The sequence below is a fragment of the Serratia sp. CY27727 genome, from assembly GCF_052169275.1.
GTDB classification, from domain to species: Bacteria; Pseudomonadota; Gammaproteobacteria; order Enterobacterales; family Enterobacteriaceae; genus Serratia; species Serratia sarumanii.
Genome location: NZ_JBJNLB010000011.1, coordinates 78330 through 92833 on the forward strand (window position 1 = coordinate 78330; position 14504 = coordinate 92833).

The following is a 14504-nucleotide window of genomic DNA, read 5'->3' on the forward strand; positions in this document are numbered from 1 at the left end:
GAAAGGCGGCGGGTATAGCCGCATACTGGCGGCTGTTTATTTTCTCACCCATTGATTACCTTATACTAACGCCATGAATTTACAGCACCATTTTCTGATCGCCATGCCCACCCTGCAGGATCCTCGCTTCAAGCGCTCGGTGATTTACGTCTGCGAGCACAACGAAGAAGGCGCCATGGGTTTGGTGATCAATAAACCGGTGGAGCAGTTCACGGTAGCCACGGTACTGAGCAAGCTGAAGATCATGCCGCCTGCGCGCGATCCGGCCATCAGCCTGGACAAGCCTGTATTCGCCGGCGGCCCGCTGGCGGACGATCGCGGATTTATCCTGCATACGCCGCGCCACGGCTTCGGTGCCAGCATTCAAATTTCCCCCAACACCATGATCACCACCTCGAAAGACGTGCTGGAAACGCTCGGCACCCCGGAACAACCGGACGACGTGCTGGTGGCGCTGGGTTATGCCGGATGGGAAAAGGGCCAGCTGGAGCAGGAGGTGTTGGAGAACGCCTGGCTGACCATCGAGGCCAACACCGACATTCTGTTCCGCACGCCGATCGCCAGCCGTTGGCGCGAGGCGGGGAACCTTCTGGGTATCGACATTCGCAGCATCGCCAACCACGCAGGACACGCCTGATGAGCAACCGCACCATTATCGCCTTCGATTTCGGCACCAAAAGCATCGGCGCGGCCGTCGGCCAGGAGTTAACCGGCAGCGCCCGCGCCCTGCCGGCCTTCAAAGCGCAGGACGGCTCGCCGGACTGGCTGAAAATCGAAAAGCTGCTGAAGGAGTGGCAGCCGGATCTGGTGGTGGTCGGCCTGCCGCTGAACATGGACGGCACCGAACAACCCGTGACCGCCCAGGCGCGCAAGTTCGCCAACCGCCTGCACGGCCGCTTCGGCATCCAGATCGATCTGCATGACGAGCGCCTGAGCACCGTGGAAGCGCGCGCCAACCTGTTCGATCGCGGCGGCTTCCGCGCGCTCGACAAAGGCAGCGTGGATTCCGCCTCTGCGGTGGTGATCCTCGAAAGCTGGTTCGAACGGCAGCTGGGTTAACCCTCCGTTCCCTCCCCCGCACTCTCCCCCAACACGCCGGCGTCGATCCGCTGCTGCAAACCTTGCTCAAAGGTTTGCATGCCGGACTGCGCGCCGGTTTGCAACACGCTCGCCAACTGATGGGTTTTCCCTTCGCGGATCAGGTTGCTGACCGCCGCCGTCGCCGTCAGCACCTCAAAGATCGCCACTCGCCCGCCGCCGGGCCGCCTCATCAGCTTTTGCGCGATCACCGCCTGCAGGCTGCCGGCCAGCTGGGCGCGCACATAGGGTTTCTCTTCCGCCGGAAACACGTCCACCAGCCGTTCCACCGCCTGCGGCGCGCTGCGGGTGTGCAGCGTCGCCAGCACCAGGTGGCCGGTCTCCGCCGCGGTGAGCGCCAGCCGAATGGTGGCAATATCGCGCAGTTCGCCCAGCAGGATCACATCCGGATCTTCGCGCAGCGCGGCGCGCAACGCCGCATCGAAGCTTTGACTGTCGCGGCCGATTTCCCGCTGCTGGATCAGCGAACGCCGGCTGCGGTGCAGGAATTCGATCGGATCCTCCAGCGTCAAAATGTGCCGCGGCTGGTGCCGGTTGATCTCGTCGATCATCGCCGCCAGCGTGGTGGACTTGCCGCTGCCGGTGGCGCCGGTGACCAGGAGAAGCCCGTCGTCGCGCCGCAGCAGCGCCGGGACGATGGCCGGCGCCGCCAGCTCGGCAAGCGAAGGCGCCTGCCCGGCGATGCGCCGCAATGCGAGAGACATCCCCGCGCTTTGCTGAAAAACGTTGGCCCGCAGCCGCTCCCCGCCCGGCCGGTGCAACGCCAGATCGACCTGCCCCAGCCGCCGCAGGCTCTCGCGCTGCTGCGCATTCAGCAATCCGTCGCAGAGGGCCTGCACGCCTTGCGCCGTCAGCGTTGGCGCCGCCGCCAGCGGCTGCAGTTCACCGTCGATGCGCAACATCGGCGGATGACCGGCACAAAGGTGCAGATCGGAAGCATTATGCTTTACACTAAGGGCCACGAATTCATCGATATCCATATCACTCTCCCGGGTCAATAATGAGCACTATCCAACAGAACCTGCAGGATGTCAGAAACCGCATCGCGGCCGCCGCGCAAAACTGCGCGCGGGCGCCAGAAGAAGTTGCCCTGCTTGCAGTCAGCAAAACCAAACCTGTGGCGGCGATCGAAGAAGCCATCGCCGCGGGCCAGCGCGCCTTCGGCGAGAACTACGTCCAGGAAGGGGTAGACAAGATCCGGCATTTCGCCGAGTCGCCGCAGAGCGGCGAGTTGGTGTGGCACTTTATCGGCCCGCTGCAATCCAATAAGAGTCGGCTGGTGGCGGAACACTTCGCCTGGTGCCATACCGTAGATCGGCTGCGCATCGCCCAGCGCCTGAGCGATCAGCGCCCGGCCGGCATGCAGCCGCTCAACGTGCTGATTCAAATCAACATCAGCGACGAGCAGAGCAAATCCGGCATCGCGCTGGCCGAGCTGCCGGCGCTGGCCGAAGCGATCGCCGCGCTGCCGAACCTGACGCTGCGCGGCCTGATGGCCATCCCGGCACCGGAAGCGGATTATCAGCGGCAGCTGGCGGTATTCGGCCGGATGAACGACGCCTTTCTCGCCCTGCGTCAGCGTTATCCGCAGGCCGATACGCTATCTATGGGCATGACGGACGATATGGCGGCAGCGATCGCCGCAGGCAGCACCCTGGTGCGCATCGGCACCGCAATTTTTGGCGCCCGCGACTACTCGCAGGCCTGACACACAGACGAGGGATTTGATGCAACATCGCAAGATTACCTTTATCGGCGCCGGCAACATGGCGCGTGCAATCATCGCCGGCCTGGTGGCAGGCGGCTATCCGGCCAAATCCATCAGCGTCTGCGCCCCTTCGGCGAAAAACCGCGATGCGCTGGCGGCGGACTATGGCATCGTCAGCAGCGGCGACAACGTCGCCTGCGCGCGCGCGGCCGAAGTAGTGGTGCTGGCGGTCAAACCGCAGATGATGGCCGACGTTTGCCAACCGCTGCGCGAGCAGGTCGATTTCAGCGGCAAACTGGTGCTGTCGATCGCCGCCGGTATTCAGGTCAGCCGTTTCTATCAGCTGCTCGGCGACAAGCTGGACATCGTGCGCATCATGCCCAACACCCCGTCGTTGGTCGGCAAGGGCATGAGCGGGTTGTACGCGCCGGCGCAGGTCAGCCAGCAGGATCGCGACTACACCGGCGATTTAATGGCGTCGGTCGGTAAAGTTTGCTGGGTCGATGACGAAAATGGCATCAACGGCGTGATCGCCGCCGCGGGCAGCGCCCCGGCCTATTTCTTCCTGTTTATGGAGGCGATGCAAAAAGAGGCCGAACGTATGGGCTTCGACAGCCAGACCGCGCGCGATCTGGTGCAGCAGGCCGCTTCCGGCGCCGCCGCGCTGGTGGAAGCCAACCCGGATACGCCGCTGGGCACGCTGCGCGAGCAGGTGACCTCCAAAGGTGGCACCACCGCCGAAGCGCTGCGGGTATTCAATGAACGCCAGCTGCCGGAAACCGTGGCGCAAGCGATGCAGGCCGCCGTTTCCCGCGCGCAAGAGATGGAAAAATTATTTTAAATAACCATGAGTTAAGGAGAAGGACCACTTCATGCTAACGCTGACTTTCCTGGTCAAGACCGTTATTGATCTGTACGTGATGGTGCTGTTGCTGCGCATTTGGATGCAGTGGACGCGCACCGATTTTTACAACCCGTTCTCGCAGTTTGTGGTGAAGATCACCCAGCCGGTGGTCGGCCCGCTGCGCCGCATCATCCCGTCGCTGGGGCCCATCGACAGCGCTTCGCTGCTGCTGGCGTTCCTGCTGATGACCATCAAGTACCCGCTGCTGCTGCTGATCCAGGGCGGCGCGATGTCGCTCAGCCCATATAACCTGCTGTTCGGCCTGATCTCGCTGGTGAAGTCTGCCGGCTACCTGATCTTCTGGGTGATGATCATTCGTGCGCTGATGAGCTGGATCAGTCAGGGCCGCAGCCCGATCGACTATGTAATGTACCAGCTCACCGAACCCTTGATGGCGCCGATCCGTCGCATCATCCCGGCGATGGGCGGCATCGACTTTTCCGCCATGGTGGTGATCCTGATCCTCTATCTGATCAATTACCTGGGCATGGATCTGTTCGGCGAGATCTGGTTCCTGCTGTGAGTGCAGTCACTCCGGTGCTGGACGGGCTGGCGATCAGGCTATATATTCAGCCGAAAGCCAGCCGCGACCAAATTATCGGCTTGCATGGCGACGAACTGAAAGTCGCCATCACCGCCCCGCCGGTCGACGGCCAAGCCAACGCCCATCTGATCAAGTTTATCGCCAAGCAGTTCAAAGTGGCGAAAAGCAACGTCACCATCGAGAAAGGCGAACTGGGGCGGCATAAACAGTTACGCATCGTGAATCCGCAACAGATCCCCGCCGTGGTCGCGGCGCTCATCGAATAATTTTCAAGGTAGTCATTATGCAAAAAGTCGTTCTTGCCACCGGTAACCCGGGCAAAGTGCGCGAACTCGCCGACCTGTTGGCCGATTTCGGCCTGGACGTGGTCGCGCAAACCGATCTGGGCGTTGAATCCGCCGAAGAAACCGGGCTGACGTTTATCGAAAACGCCATTCTGAAAGCGCGCCATGCGGCACAGGTCACCGGCCTGCCGGCGATCGCCGACGACTCCGGCCTGGCGGTCGACGCGCTGGGCGGCGCGCCGGGCATCTACTCCGCACGCTATGCCGGTGAAGACGCCGACGATCGGCAGAACCTCGACAAGCTGCTGGCGGCGCTGAAAGACGTGGCGCCGGGCCGGCGCGGCGCGCAATTCCACTGCGTGCTGGTCTATCTGCGCCATGCGCAGGATCCGACGCCGCTGGTGTTCCACGGCAGCTGGGCCGGCGAAATCACCGAACAGGCCGCCGGCGAAGGCGGTTTCGGTTACGATCCTGTCTTCTACGTGCCGGAGCTGGGCCGCACCGCCGCCGAGCTGAGCCGCGACGAGAAGCGGGCGATTTCGCACCGTGGCAAGGCGCTGAAGCTGATGTTGGAAGCCATGCGCAATGCTTAAGCTGCCCCCGCTGAGTCTCTACATCCACATCCCGTGGTGCGTGCAGAAATGCCCGTACTGCGACTTCAACTCCCATGCGCTGAAGGGTGACGTGCCGCATCAGGAGTATGTCGATCATCTGTTGGCGGATCTGGATGCCGACCTGCCGCTGGCCGGCGGCCGGGAGATAAGCACCATCTTCATCGGCGGCGGCACCCCCAGCCTGCTGAGCGCCGAGGCGATGCAAGCCTTGCTGGACGGCGTGCGGGCGCGCATTCGCGTCGCCGACGACGCCGAAATCACCATGGAGGCCAACCCCGGCACCGTGGAGGCCGATCGCTTCAGTGGCTACCAGCGCGCCGGCGTCAACCGCATCTCCATCGGGGTGCAAAGCTTCAGCGCAGAGAAGCTGACCCGCCTGGGGCGCATCCACGGCCCGGAAGAGGCCAAGCGCGCGGCGACGCTGGCGACCGGCCTCGGCCTGCGCAGCTTCAACCTCGATCTGATGCACGGCCTGCCGGATCAGTCGCTGGAAGAGGCGCTGGACGATCTGCGTCAGGCTATCGCCCTCAATCCGCCGCACCTGTCGTGGTATCAGCTGACCATCGAACCGAACACCCTGTTCAGCTCGCGCCCGCCGGTCTTGCCGGACGACGACGCGCTGTGGGACATCTTCGAACGCGGCCACCAGCTGCTGAGCGCCGCCGGCTATCAGCAATATGAAACCTCGGCCTACGCCAAGCCGGGCTACCAATGCCAGCACAACCTCAACTACTGGCGCTTCGGCGACTATCTGGGGATCGGCTGCGGCGCGCACGGCAAGGTGACCTTCAGCGACGGGCGCATCCTGCGCACCGCCAAGACCAAGCACCCGCGCGGCTTTATGCGCGGCGACTACATGGACAAGCAACATGAGGTGGCGGCGGCGGATCGGCCGTTCGAATTCTTCATGAACCGCTTCCGCCTGCTGGAAGCCGCGCCGCGCGCCGACTTCGTCAACTACACCGGGCTGGGGGAAAGCGTCATTCGCCCACAGCTGGACGAAGCGCTGACCAAAGGCTATCTGGAAGAAACCGCGGAGCACTGGCAGATCACCGAGAAGGGCAAACTGTTCCTCAACTCGCTGCTGGAACTGTTCCTGGCGGACGACGAGTAAAAAAAAGCGCTGAATAATCAGCGCTTTTTTTCATGTTCAGGCGGCATTATGAGGGCGATGCGTCACGTCGCCACGCCCCTTCAGCAATCCCTCAACGGAAACATCCTCGTCCAACGCGTCCCAAAGCTGACGCGTTTAGCCGTACTCATGCCAAGCCTCCAAAAACAATGCCTGATAGGTATCAACCAGAATTTCGCTTCGCCTCAGCGTCTCTGATATGGATATGCGATATCTATCCGTTACTTCAACGCCTTCAGCAGATCCTTGCGCTGGGTTTCCAGTGCGGTGACGCGGTTGCAAACGTCGCGGCCGAAGTTCTGGAAGTCCTGCTCCTGGTTGTTCCATTCGTTCTGGATCGCCTTCTGCAAGCCGCCCAGGTTGCCCATGATCGCCTGCAGCGGGTTGCCGCCGCTGTTGGCGGCCTGTTTGACGCCCATCTCGTTCAGGCTGTCCTGCAGCACGCCGCCCATGCTCTGCTGCACGATGTTGCGGCCGTCCTGTTCCACCTGGTCAATCGCCTTGTGGTGGAAGGTCAGGCCGTCGCTGCGGTGCTCGATGATGCGGTTCATCTGCTGTTTCAGCTGGCCGTTCAGGGTGGTCAGCCGGTTGCGCACGTTGCTGTTGCTGCCCAGCTCTTTGACGATCACCTTATCCAGCGCCGAACGGGCTTTCTCCAGGTGCTGCTGCGCGCCGTCGTCGATCCACGGCAGCTGCTTGCGCAGCGCACTCTGGTAACTGAAGGCTTTCTGCCGCTGGCTGTCGTTCAGGCTCAGCGCCTGGCCGTTGCGGATCACGTCGCCATCCGGCGAAATTTGCAGGTCGCCGCTGGCGCCTTTCACCTGCACGCTCTGCGGGCTGATGATCACATCATCCTGGGGTTTAACGCTGCATTGGTACTCGGCGTGGGCCTGCGCGGCAGTCGCCGCCAGCAGCAGTAAGGCTAACCCGGTTTTCTTCAACATAGCTTCTCCTGACTCCCATCCAGATTGGGATTAAAAAATCGAACGACCGATACGTTGAGACAACAGTTCCAGCGCCGCAGTTCCCGCCAGCGAGTTGCCGGAAGCATCCAGCTCCGGCGACCAGACGACGATCGACAACTCATCCGGTACGATGGCCACGATGCCGCCGCCCACGCCGGACTTGCCCGGCATCCCCACCCGATAGGCGAATTCGCCGGCGCCGTCGTACATGCCGCAGGTCATCATCAGAGCATTGATCTGCCGGGCCTGCAGCGGGCTGATCACCGCCTCGCCGCTGAGATCGCGGCCGCGATTGGCCAGATAGACGAAGCTGCGCGCCAGCTCCACGCAACTCATGCGCAGCGCGCAGTAGTGGAAATAGGTTTGCAGGACGGTGATCACGTCGTTTTCGAAGTTGCCGAACGACTTCATCAGATAGGCGATGGCCGCATTGCGATCGGAGTGTTCGAACTCGGAGCGCGCCACCCGCAGGTCATAGGCCAGGTCGTCTTCGCCGGCCAGCTGGCGCACCACCTCCAGCATCCGCTGTTTGGGGGCGCTGAGCCGGGTTTGCAGCATGTCGCACACCACCAGCGCGCCGGGGTTGATAAACGGATTGCGCGGTTTGCCCTGTTCCATCTCCAGCTGCAGCAGCGAGTTGAACGGCAGGCCGGAAGGCTCTTTGCCGACGCGCCGCCAGATCTCAGGCTCCTGATAGCGCGTCAGCGCCAGCGTCAGGCTCAGCACCTTGGAGATCGACTGAATGGAGAAGCGCTCCGCGGCGTCGCCGGCCTGGAACAGTTCGCCGTCCACCGTGCAGACGGCGATCGCCAGCCGATCGGCGGGCACTTCCGCCAACGCCGGGATGTAGTCGGCCACTTTCCCCTGGCCAATCAGCGGGCGCACCTGTTGCAGGATCTCCTCCAGCAACGCGTTATCCAATGTTGTTACCACCTCGGTCACACTCCGGGCAAAACAAAGGCGCCGTTAAGGCACCTTAGATCAATAAAACGGCGCGGCGCGAAGCCGCGCTCATCGGGCAAGCGCGATCAATCCCACCAGATATCGAACAGATCGCTGACCTTAACGTCGCTCAGTTTGCGCGCTTCCAGCCAGTTTTTCACCAGCTCGCGATGCTCGTCGGTGCAGTGGCCGATCTTCTGCAGGCAGATCAGACCTTCCCACTGCAGGTAGCCGCTGCCGTCAAACGCCAGGCCGTTCGGCTCGATCACTTCATCGATGAAGGTATCCAGCGTGCTGTCGATGTCTTCCACCGACGTGCCTTCGGCGAAGCGCCAGGCTACGGAGAAACCCAGCTCCTGAAATTCTTCAATGTGCAACTTTTTACGTAAACGACGACTGCGGTTCTTAGCCATTATTCTTTCCTCTCAAACATCAAGTCCCAAACGCCATGTCCCAGGCGCTGGCCGCGTAATTCAAATTTCGTCAGTGGGCGCGAATCCGGACGCGGCACGTAATCATTATCGCTGGAAAGATTACGGTAGCCTGCGACCCCGTTCATAACCTCTAACATATGTTCCGCATAAGGTTGCCAATCGGTGGCCATGTGGAAGACGCCGCCGGTCTTCAGCTTGCGCAGCACCAGTTCGACAAACGGCGTTTGCACGATGCGGCGCTTATTGTGGCGCGCCTTGTGCCACGGATCGGGGAAGAACAGCTGCACCATGTCCAGCGAGCCGTCCGGGATCATGTTTTCCAGCACCTCAACCGCGTCGTGGCACATCACGCGCAGGTTGCTCAGCTTCGCCTCGTGGGCGTCGGCCAGGCAGGCGCCCACGCCCGGCGAGTGCACCTCAATCCCTAAAAAGTTCTGCTGCGGGTTGTTGCCCGCCATGGTCACCAGCGAGGCGCCCATGCCAAAACCGATCTCCAGCACCGTCGGCGCTTCGCGGCCGAACAGCGCGGCGAGATCGACAGCGTCAGCCTGATACTCCACGCCCATCACCGGCCAATAGTTCTCCAGCGCGTGCTGCTGGCCTTTGGTCAGCCGCCCCTGGCGGCGGACAAAACTGCGGATACGGCGCATCGCGCGGCCGTTCTCATCAAATTCCGGGGAGATGACGTCATTAATCATAGTGCTTTCTGTCTGTTTGGCTGCCAATTAGGGAAACGCGCATTATGCAAAGATACATTGGTTTAGCAAGTGTTCATCTTCTGTACCCGCCGTGCGGCGTCGGAAAGTTCCGGTTTACAGCACCATGACTCTATGCTGCAATCTCGCTTCATTTTCTGCCGGATAACGACGCTGCTCATGATGCAAGCACAACAATTCGCACAGGTGGTGCTTGACTGGTATCAGCGCTACGGCCGCAAGACCCTGCCGTGGCAGCTGGAAAAAACCGCCTATCAAGTATGGCTCTCCGAGGTGATGTTGCAACAGACCCAGGTTGCCACCGTCATTCCTTATTTTCAGCGCTTTATGGCCCGTTTTCCCAACGTGCGTGCGCTGGCGGAAGCCCCACTGGACGAAGTGCTGCATCTGTGGACCGGGCTCGGCTATTACGCCCGCGCCCGCAACCTGCACAAGGCGGCGCAGACCATTGTCGCACAGCACGGCGGCGAGTTCCCGACAACCTTCGCAGAAATCGCCGATTTACCGGGCGTCGGCCGCTCCACCGCCGGCGCGGTGCTGTCGTTGGCGCTGGGCCAACACTATCCGATCCTCGACGGCAACGTGAAGCGCGTGCTGGCCCGCTGCTACGCGGTGGAGGGCTGGCCGGGCAAGAAAGAGGTCGAAAACCGGCTGTGGAAAATCAGCGAAGAGGTCACCCCGGCGCAGGGCGTCGGCCAGTTCAACCAGGCGATGATGGATCTGGGCGCCATGGTCTGCACCCGCTCCAAGCCCAAGTGTGAACTCTGCCCGCTCAACGTCGGCTGCCTGTCTTACGCCAATCACAGCTGGGCCAACTACCCCGGCAAAAAACCCAAACAGACCCTGCCGGAAAAAACCGCCTACTTCTTATTACTGCAGCACGGCGAGCGCGTGTGGCTGGAACAGCGCCCGGCGGTGGGGCTGTGGGGCGGTCTGTTCTGCTTCCCGCAGTTCAGCGCGCGCGTCGATTTGGAACTCTGGCTGCAGCAGCGCGGTCTGAAAGGCAAGCGCCTGGAACAGCTGACCGCGTTTCGCCACACGTTCAGCCATTTCCACCTCGATATCGTGCCGATGTGGCTGTCGCTCGACGCGGCGGGCAGCGGCATGGATGAGGGCGCGGGTCTCTGGTATAACTTAGCGCAGCCGCCGTCGGTCGGGCTGGCGGCGCCGGTAGACCGTTTGTTGCAACAGTTGGCGAAGCAGCCCCCGATCCAACAAAACTTATATGGCGATAGCGCCATCGATGAGGAATTAGCATGAGCCGCACCATTTTTTGTACTTTCCTGCAGCGCGACGCCGAAGGCCAGGACTTCCAGCTTTATCCCGGCGACGTCGGTAAGCGCATCTACAACGAGATCTCCAAGGAAGCCTGGGGCGAGTGGATGAAGAAGCAGACCATGCTGATCAACGAGAAGAAGCTGAACATGATGAACGTGGACGACCGCAAGCTGCTGGAAGAGGAAATGATCAAGTTCCTGTTCGAAGGGCACGACGTGCACATCGAAGGCTATACGCCGCCGAGCGAATAACGCTGTTGGGGCCAGGCGCTGGCCCGCTTCAATCCTTTTATACTTCTTCCAAACGGCTTTAAGATGAAGAAAATTTTAGCTTTGCTCGTAATAGCGCCTTTGCTGATCTCCTGTTCCGGCAAAAAAAGTGAAGAAATCAACGAAGCCTGGATTAAAGATACCAACGGCTTCGACATTCTGATGGGCCAATTCGCCCACAACATCGAGAACATCTGGGGTCTGAACGAAGTTCTGATCGCCGGGCCGAAAGACTACGTCAAATATACCGACCAATACCAAACCCGCAGCCACATCAACTTCGACACCGGCGCCATTACCATCGAGACCATCGCCACCACCGATCCGGCCGCGCACCTGCGCCAGGCGATCATCAGCACGCTGCTGATGGGTGACGATCCGGGCTCCATCGATCTCTATTCCGACGCCAACGATATCCAGATCAGCAAAGAGCCGTTCCTGTACGGCCAGGTGCTGGATAACAAGGGCGCGCCGATCCGCTGGGAATGGCGCGCGGCGCACTTCGCCGATTACCTGCTGCAGACCAAGCTGCAAAAACGCACCTCCGGCCTGCACGTGATCTACTCGGTCACCATCCAACTGGTGCCGAACCACCTGGACAAACGTGCGCACAAATACCTGCCGATGGTGCGCAAGGCGTCGGAAAAATACGGCGTGGACGAGTCGCTGATCCTGGCTATCATGCAGACCGAATCGAGCTTCAACCCGTATGCGGTGAGCGGTTCGGACGCGCTGGGCCTGATGCAGGTGATGCAGCACACCGCCGGCAAGGATGTGTTCCAGATGCGCGGCAAATGGGGCACCCCGAGCCGCAGCTACCTGTTCGATCCGGAGAACAACATCGACACCGGCACCGCCTACCTGGCGATCCTGCAGAACAACTACCTGGGCGGCATTCAGAACCCGACCTCGCGCCGCTATGCGGTGATCACCGCCTACAACGGCGGCGCCGGCAGCGTGCTGCGGGTGTTCTCCAGCGACAGAACGCGCGCGGTGGGCATCATCAACGCCATGCAGCCGGGCGACGTGTATCAGACGCTGACCACCAAGCACCCGGCCGCCGAGTCGCGCCGCTATCTGGTGAAAGTGAATACCGCGCAGAAGAGCTACCGCAGGAAGTAACGCGTTCCGCGTGGATAAATGAGAAGGGCCGGTGCGAACCGGCCCTTTTTCTATGGCTTGATCATATAGCCGAAAATGCGCTTCCAGCCGTGATCTTTTTTCTCGATGTAGACCCCCTGCAGCTCCGGCGAGAAGCCCGGCAGGCGGTTGATGCCCTCTTCCAGCGCCAGGAAGTAACGCTGCACCGCGCCGCCCCACACTTCGCCCGGCACCACGCACAGCACGCCCGGCGGATACGGCAAGGCGCCTTCCGCCGCGATGCGCCCTTCCGCCTGGCCGATCGGCACCAGCTCGACGTTATCGCGGATAAACTCCACGTTGGCGTCCTGCGGGTTCATCACCACCGGCGGGAAATGATCCTGGCGGAACATCTCCTTTTGCAGCTGTTTGACGTCGAAGCTGACGTACAGATCGTGCATCTCCTGACACAGCCGGCGAATGCTGTAACCGCGGTAGCGCTGCTCGTTCTTGCGGTACACCGTCGGCAGCACCACGCTCAGCGGCGCGTCCTCTGCAACATAGCGCTCGAACTGCGCCAGCATCTCCACCAGCTGTTCCATCTTGGCCGGGTTCTCCGCCGGGGTCAGCAGGAACAGGATCGAGTTGAGATCGCACTTCTCCGGCACGATGCCGTTCTCGCGCAGGAAGTTGGCCAGAATGGTGGCAGGCACGCCGAACTCGGTGTATTGGCCGGTCGCGGCGTCAATCCCTGGCGTGGTCAGCAGCAGCTTGCACGGATCGACCAAATACTGATCCTGGGCATAGCCTTCGAAGCCGTGCCACGTCTCCCCCGGCACGAAGGTGAAGAAGCGCGCGTCGTTGGCGATAAGGTCAGTATCGTGATCCTGCCAGTCCTTGCCCGCCACCTGCAGCGGAATAAACGGCTTCAACTGCGAGCAGCGCTTGAGCAGCTGTTTGCGCGTCTCGATGCCCAGCTTGACGCAGTCCATCCACATGCGGCGCCCGGCGGGGCCGGCGTGCATCTTGGCGTTGACGTCCAGCGCGGCGAACAGCGGATAGAACGGGCTGGTCGACGCATGCAGCATGAACGCGTTGTTCAGGTGCTTGTGGTTGCAGTGGCGCTTTTGCCCTTTGATATGGTCGTCTTTCTTGTGGATCTGCGAGGTCTGCGAGAACCCCGCCTGCTGTTTATGCACCGACTGGGTGACGAAAATGCCCGGGTCGTGTTCGTCCAGCTCCAGCAGCAGCGGCGAGCACTCTTTCAGCATCGGAATAAAGCCTTCGTAACCCACCCAGGCGGAGTCAAACAGGATGTAGTCGCACAGATGGCCGATGGTGTCGATCACCTGGCGAGCGTTGTAAATCGTGCCGTCGTAGGTGCCGAGCTGAATGATCGCCAGCCGGAACGGCCGCGCCGCCGCCGCCTTCTCCGGCGCCACTTCGCGGATCTGCTCGCGCAGGTAGCGCTCGTCGAAGCAGCGCGCGTCGATGCCGCCGATAAAGCCGAACGGGTTGCGGGCGGTTTCCAGATAGACCGGCGTGGCGCCGGCCTGGATCAGCGCGCCGTGGTGGTTGGATTTGTGGTTGTTGCGATCGAACAGCACCAGATCGCCACGGGTCAGCAGTGCGTTGGTCACCACCTTGTTGGCCGCCGAGGTACCGTTGAGCACGAAATAGGTTTTATCGGCGTTGAACACCCGCGCCGCGTGCTTTTGCGCATCCTTGGCCGATCCTTCGTGGATCAGCAGATCGCCCAGCTTGACGTCGGCGTTGCACATGTCGGAACGGAACAGGGTTTCACCGTAGAAATCGAAGAACTGCCTGCCTGCCGGGTGCTTGCGGAAGAACTCACCGCCCTGGTGCCCCGGGCAGGCGAAGGTCGAATTTTCCATCTCGACGTAGGTCTTCAGCGTTTTGAAGAACGGCGGCAGCAGCGCCTGCTCGTAGGCGTCGGCGGCAGCCTCCAGCTGTGCCATGTAGAACGGCTTGCTGGCGCCGGCCAGCAGCGCGAAGACCCCACTGACGAACGGCAGATAGTCCGGCGAGAGATGCTCGTCCCCTTCCACCGCCACGAAGGTCGGGATGTCGAACCCCGTCGCCTGCAAGCGCGCCAGAATGCCGGCGTTCACGTCGGCGACCGACACCACCACCGCCGCCACGTCGGTGTAGTCCGTCTGCTCTACGCGCACGATCTGACGCAGCGTCTCAATGGTGGCGACCAGGCTGGCGCTGGTCGCGATTTTCAATTCTTTCATCATGCTGACTCTCAAACGGTGAAGGATGAGGGTGTGCCACCGGCACGGTAATGAGATAACGCGGTTATCCCGGTAAAAGCGATACCCGGGCACGGCAGCATAAGCGGCGTGCGTGACCGGCTCATGATCGGCGATCATCAGGCGGCTATCGGGAAAACTGGTCTTGGCAGCGTCCGACAGGCATCAGTAAAATCAGGGCCGCAGCGCTGGCTTTACGCATGCCTAACAGCGGGCATCAGGCGGCCTTACCGCATGGCCGGCAGGCGTATTCGGGCGGA

The 14504-nt window shown here is 61.6% G+C and carries 17 protein-coding genes and 1 pseudogene; 11 read left to right on the forward strand and 7 right to left on the reverse strand.

What is annotated here, in order from left to right; all coding sequences use genetic code 11:
- Positions 1-73: 73 nt before the first annotated feature.
- Positions 74-637: a YqgE/AlgH family protein gene (locus ACJ8HB_RS21175; protein ID WP_033635940.1), complete on the forward strand. Its 564-nt coding sequence runs from the start codon at positions 74-76 to the stop codon at positions 635-637.
- Positions 637-1059, forward strand: a complete 423-nt coding sequence (ruvX, locus tag ACJ8HB_RS21180; protein ID WP_015379046.1) for a Holliday junction resolvase RuvX — start codon at positions 637-639, stop codon at positions 1057-1059. Before ACJ8HB_RS21175 ends, ruvX begins: the two co-directional genes overlap by 1 nt.
- Here ruvX and ACJ8HB_RS21185 read toward each other — a convergent pair.
- Positions 1056-2078, reverse strand: coding sequence for a type IV pilus twitching motility protein PilT (locus ACJ8HB_RS21185; protein WP_047570543.1), 1023 nt, complete (start codon positions 2076-2078; stop codon positions 1056-1058). The two genes, ruvX and ACJ8HB_RS21185, sit on opposite strands and share 4 nt — an antisense overlap.
- Positions 2079-2098: 20 nt before the next feature.
- Between ACJ8HB_RS21185 and ACJ8HB_RS21190 the strand changes: the two genes are divergently transcribed.
- The 6 genes from ACJ8HB_RS21190 to hemW are packed head-to-tail and all read left to right on the forward strand — an operon-like array spanning position 2099 to position 6266.
- A complete protein-coding gene (locus tag ACJ8HB_RS21190; protein WP_047570540.1) occupies positions 2099-2806 on the forward strand; it encodes a YggS family pyridoxal phosphate-dependent enzyme in 708 nt (235 codons plus the stop codon).
- A 19-nt stretch (positions 2807-2825) separates the two neighbouring features.
- Positions 2826-3647, forward strand: coding sequence for a pyrroline-5-carboxylate reductase (gene proC / locus ACJ8HB_RS21195; RefSeq protein ID WP_033635943.1), 822 nt, complete (start codon positions 2826-2828; stop codon positions 3645-3647).
- Positions 3648-3678: 31 nt separating this feature from the next.
- Complete coding sequence (locus tag ACJ8HB_RS21200) at positions 3679-4233, forward strand: YggT family protein (protein WP_033635944.1); 555 nt, start codon at positions 3679-3681, stop codon at positions 4231-4233.
- The gene (gene yggU, locus ACJ8HB_RS21205; RefSeq protein ID WP_004948014.1) at positions 4230-4520 is read left to right on the forward strand and encodes a DUF167 family protein YggU; all 291 of its coding nucleotides are present in this window, start codon (positions 4230-4232) and stop codon (positions 4518-4520) included. Before ACJ8HB_RS21200 ends, yggU begins: the two co-directional genes overlap by 4 nt.
- Before the next feature lie 17 nt (positions 4521-4537).
- Positions 4538-5131 carry an XTP/dITP diphosphatase gene (locus tag ACJ8HB_RS21210; RefSeq protein WP_033635946.1) on the forward strand — a complete coding sequence of 198 codons (594 nt, stop codon included), beginning with the start codon at positions 4538-4540 and terminating at the stop codon, positions 5129-5131.
- Positions 5124-6266, forward strand: a complete 1143-nt coding sequence (gene hemW, locus ACJ8HB_RS21215) for a radical SAM family heme chaperone HemW (RefSeq protein ID WP_047570533.1) — start codon at positions 5124-5126, stop codon at positions 6264-6266. Before ACJ8HB_RS21210 ends, hemW begins: the two co-directional genes overlap by 8 nt.
- A 36-nt stretch (positions 6267-6302) precedes the next feature.
- Here the strand turns inward: hemW and ACJ8HB_RS21220 are convergent.
- From ACJ8HB_RS21220 to trmB, 5 genes and pseudogenes are all read right to left on the reverse strand, one after another.
- Positions 6303-6389 (reverse strand): annotated as a pseudogene (locus ACJ8HB_RS21220) (DUF2442 domain-containing protein); the annotation flags it as partial.
- 116 nt (positions 6390-6505) lie between these two features.
- Entirely contained in the window at positions 6506-7228 is a 723-nt protein-coding gene (locus tag ACJ8HB_RS21225) for a DUF2884 domain-containing protein (RefSeq protein ID WP_033635949.1), read from the reverse strand.
- Between the two features lie 30 nt (positions 7229-7258).
- Complete coding sequence (glsB, locus tag ACJ8HB_RS21230) at positions 7259-8182, reverse strand: glutaminase B (protein ID WP_033638578.1); 924 nt, start codon at positions 8180-8182, stop codon at positions 7259-7261.
- A 95-nt stretch (positions 8183-8277) separates the two neighbouring features.
- Positions 8278-8604 carry a YggL family protein gene (locus tag ACJ8HB_RS21235; protein ID WP_025304256.1) on the reverse strand — a complete coding sequence of 109 codons (327 nt, stop codon included), beginning with the start codon at positions 8602-8604 and terminating at the stop codon, positions 8278-8280.
- Complete coding sequence (gene trmB, locus ACJ8HB_RS21240; protein ID WP_004937410.1) at positions 8604-9323, reverse strand: tRNA (guanosine(46)-N7)-methyltransferase TrmB; 720 nt, start codon at positions 9321-9323, stop codon at positions 8604-8606. Before trmB ends, ACJ8HB_RS21235 begins: the two co-directional genes overlap by 1 nt.
- 177 nt (positions 9324-9500) lie before the next feature.
- Between trmB and mutY the strand changes: the two genes are divergently transcribed.
- The 3 genes from mutY (at position 9501) to mltC (ending at position 12010) form a co-directional block, all read left to right on the forward strand.
- On the forward strand, positions 9501-10601 hold the full coding sequence (gene mutY / locus ACJ8HB_RS21245; RefSeq protein WP_223182207.1) for an A/G-specific adenine glycosylase: 1101 nt from the start codon (positions 9501-9503) through the stop codon (positions 10599-10601).
- Positions 10598-10870, forward strand: a complete 273-nt coding sequence (locus ACJ8HB_RS21250) for an oxidative damage protection protein (protein ID WP_004937404.1) — start codon at positions 10598-10600, stop codon at positions 10868-10870. The genes mutY and ACJ8HB_RS21250 overlap by 4 nt, the downstream gene beginning before the upstream one ends.
- Positions 10871-10933: 63 nt before the next feature.
- The gene (gene mltC / locus ACJ8HB_RS21255; RefSeq protein WP_033649581.1) at positions 10934-12010 is read left to right on the forward strand and encodes a membrane-bound lytic murein transglycosylase MltC; all 1077 of its coding nucleotides are present in this window, start codon (positions 10934-10936) and stop codon (positions 12008-12010) included.
- Positions 12011-12060: 50 nt separating this feature from the next.
- On the opposite strand, the gene speF is transcribed toward mltC, so the two are convergent.
- A complete protein-coding gene (speF, locus tag ACJ8HB_RS21260; protein WP_041038110.1) occupies positions 12061-14226 on the reverse strand; it encodes an ornithine decarboxylase SpeF in 2166 nt (721 codons plus the stop codon).
- Positions 14227-14504 lie beyond the last annotated feature (278 nt).

Excerpts from the sequence above, each read along its gene's own strand:
- speF (WP_041038110.1), bottom strand. The coding sequence starts at position 14,226 with ATGAAAGAATTGAAAATCGCGACCAGCGCCAGCCTGGTCGCCACCATT.
- trmB (WP_004937410.1), bottom strand. The coding sequence starts at position 9,323 with ATGATTAATGACGTCATCTCCCCGGAATTTGATGAGAACGGCCGCGCG.
- mutY (WP_223182207.1), top strand. The coding sequence starts at position 9,501 with ATGATGCAAGCACAACAATTCGCACAGGTGGTGCTTGACTGGTATCAG.
- ACJ8HB_RS21235 (WP_025304256.1), bottom strand. The coding sequence starts at position 8,604 with ATGGCTAAGAACCGCAGTCGTCGTTTACGTAAAAAGTTGCACATTGAA.
- hemW (WP_047570533.1), top strand. The coding sequence starts at position 5,124 with ATGCTTAAGCTGCCCCCGCTGAGTCTCTACATCCACATCCCGTGGTGC.
- ruvX (WP_015379046.1), top strand. The coding sequence starts at position 637 with ATGAGCAACCGCACCATTATCGCCTTCGATTTCGGCACCAAAAGCATC.
- mltC (WP_033649581.1), top strand. The coding sequence starts at position 10,934 with ATGAAGAAAATTTTAGCTTTGCTCGTAATAGCGCCTTTGCTGATCTCC.
- ACJ8HB_RS21225 (WP_033635949.1), bottom strand. The coding sequence starts at position 7,228 with ATGTTGAAGAAAACCGGGTTAGCCTTACTGCTGCTGGCGGCGACTGCC.
- ACJ8HB_RS21185 (WP_047570543.1), bottom strand. The coding sequence starts at position 2,078 with ATGGATATCGATGAATTCGTGGCCCTTAGTGTAAAGCATAATGCTTCC.
- ACJ8HB_RS21190 (WP_047570540.1), top strand. The coding sequence starts at position 2,099 with ATGAGCACTATCCAACAGAACCTGCAGGATGTCAGAAACCGCATCGCG.
- ACJ8HB_RS21175 (WP_033635940.1), top strand. The coding sequence starts at position 74 with ATGAATTTACAGCACCATTTTCTGATCGCCATGCCCACCCTGCAGGAT.
- proC (WP_033635943.1), top strand. The coding sequence starts at position 2,826 with ATGCAACATCGCAAGATTACCTTTATCGGCGCCGGCAACATGGCGCGT.
- ACJ8HB_RS21200 (WP_033635944.1), top strand. The coding sequence starts at position 3,679 with ATGCTAACGCTGACTTTCCTGGTCAAGACCGTTATTGATCTGTACGTG.
- ACJ8HB_RS21250 (WP_004937404.1), top strand. The coding sequence starts at position 10,598 with ATGAGCCGCACCATTTTTTGTACTTTCCTGCAGCGCGACGCCGAAGGC.
- ACJ8HB_RS21210 (WP_033635946.1), top strand. The coding sequence starts at position 4,538 with ATGCAAAAAGTCGTTCTTGCCACCGGTAACCCGGGCAAAGTGCGCGAA.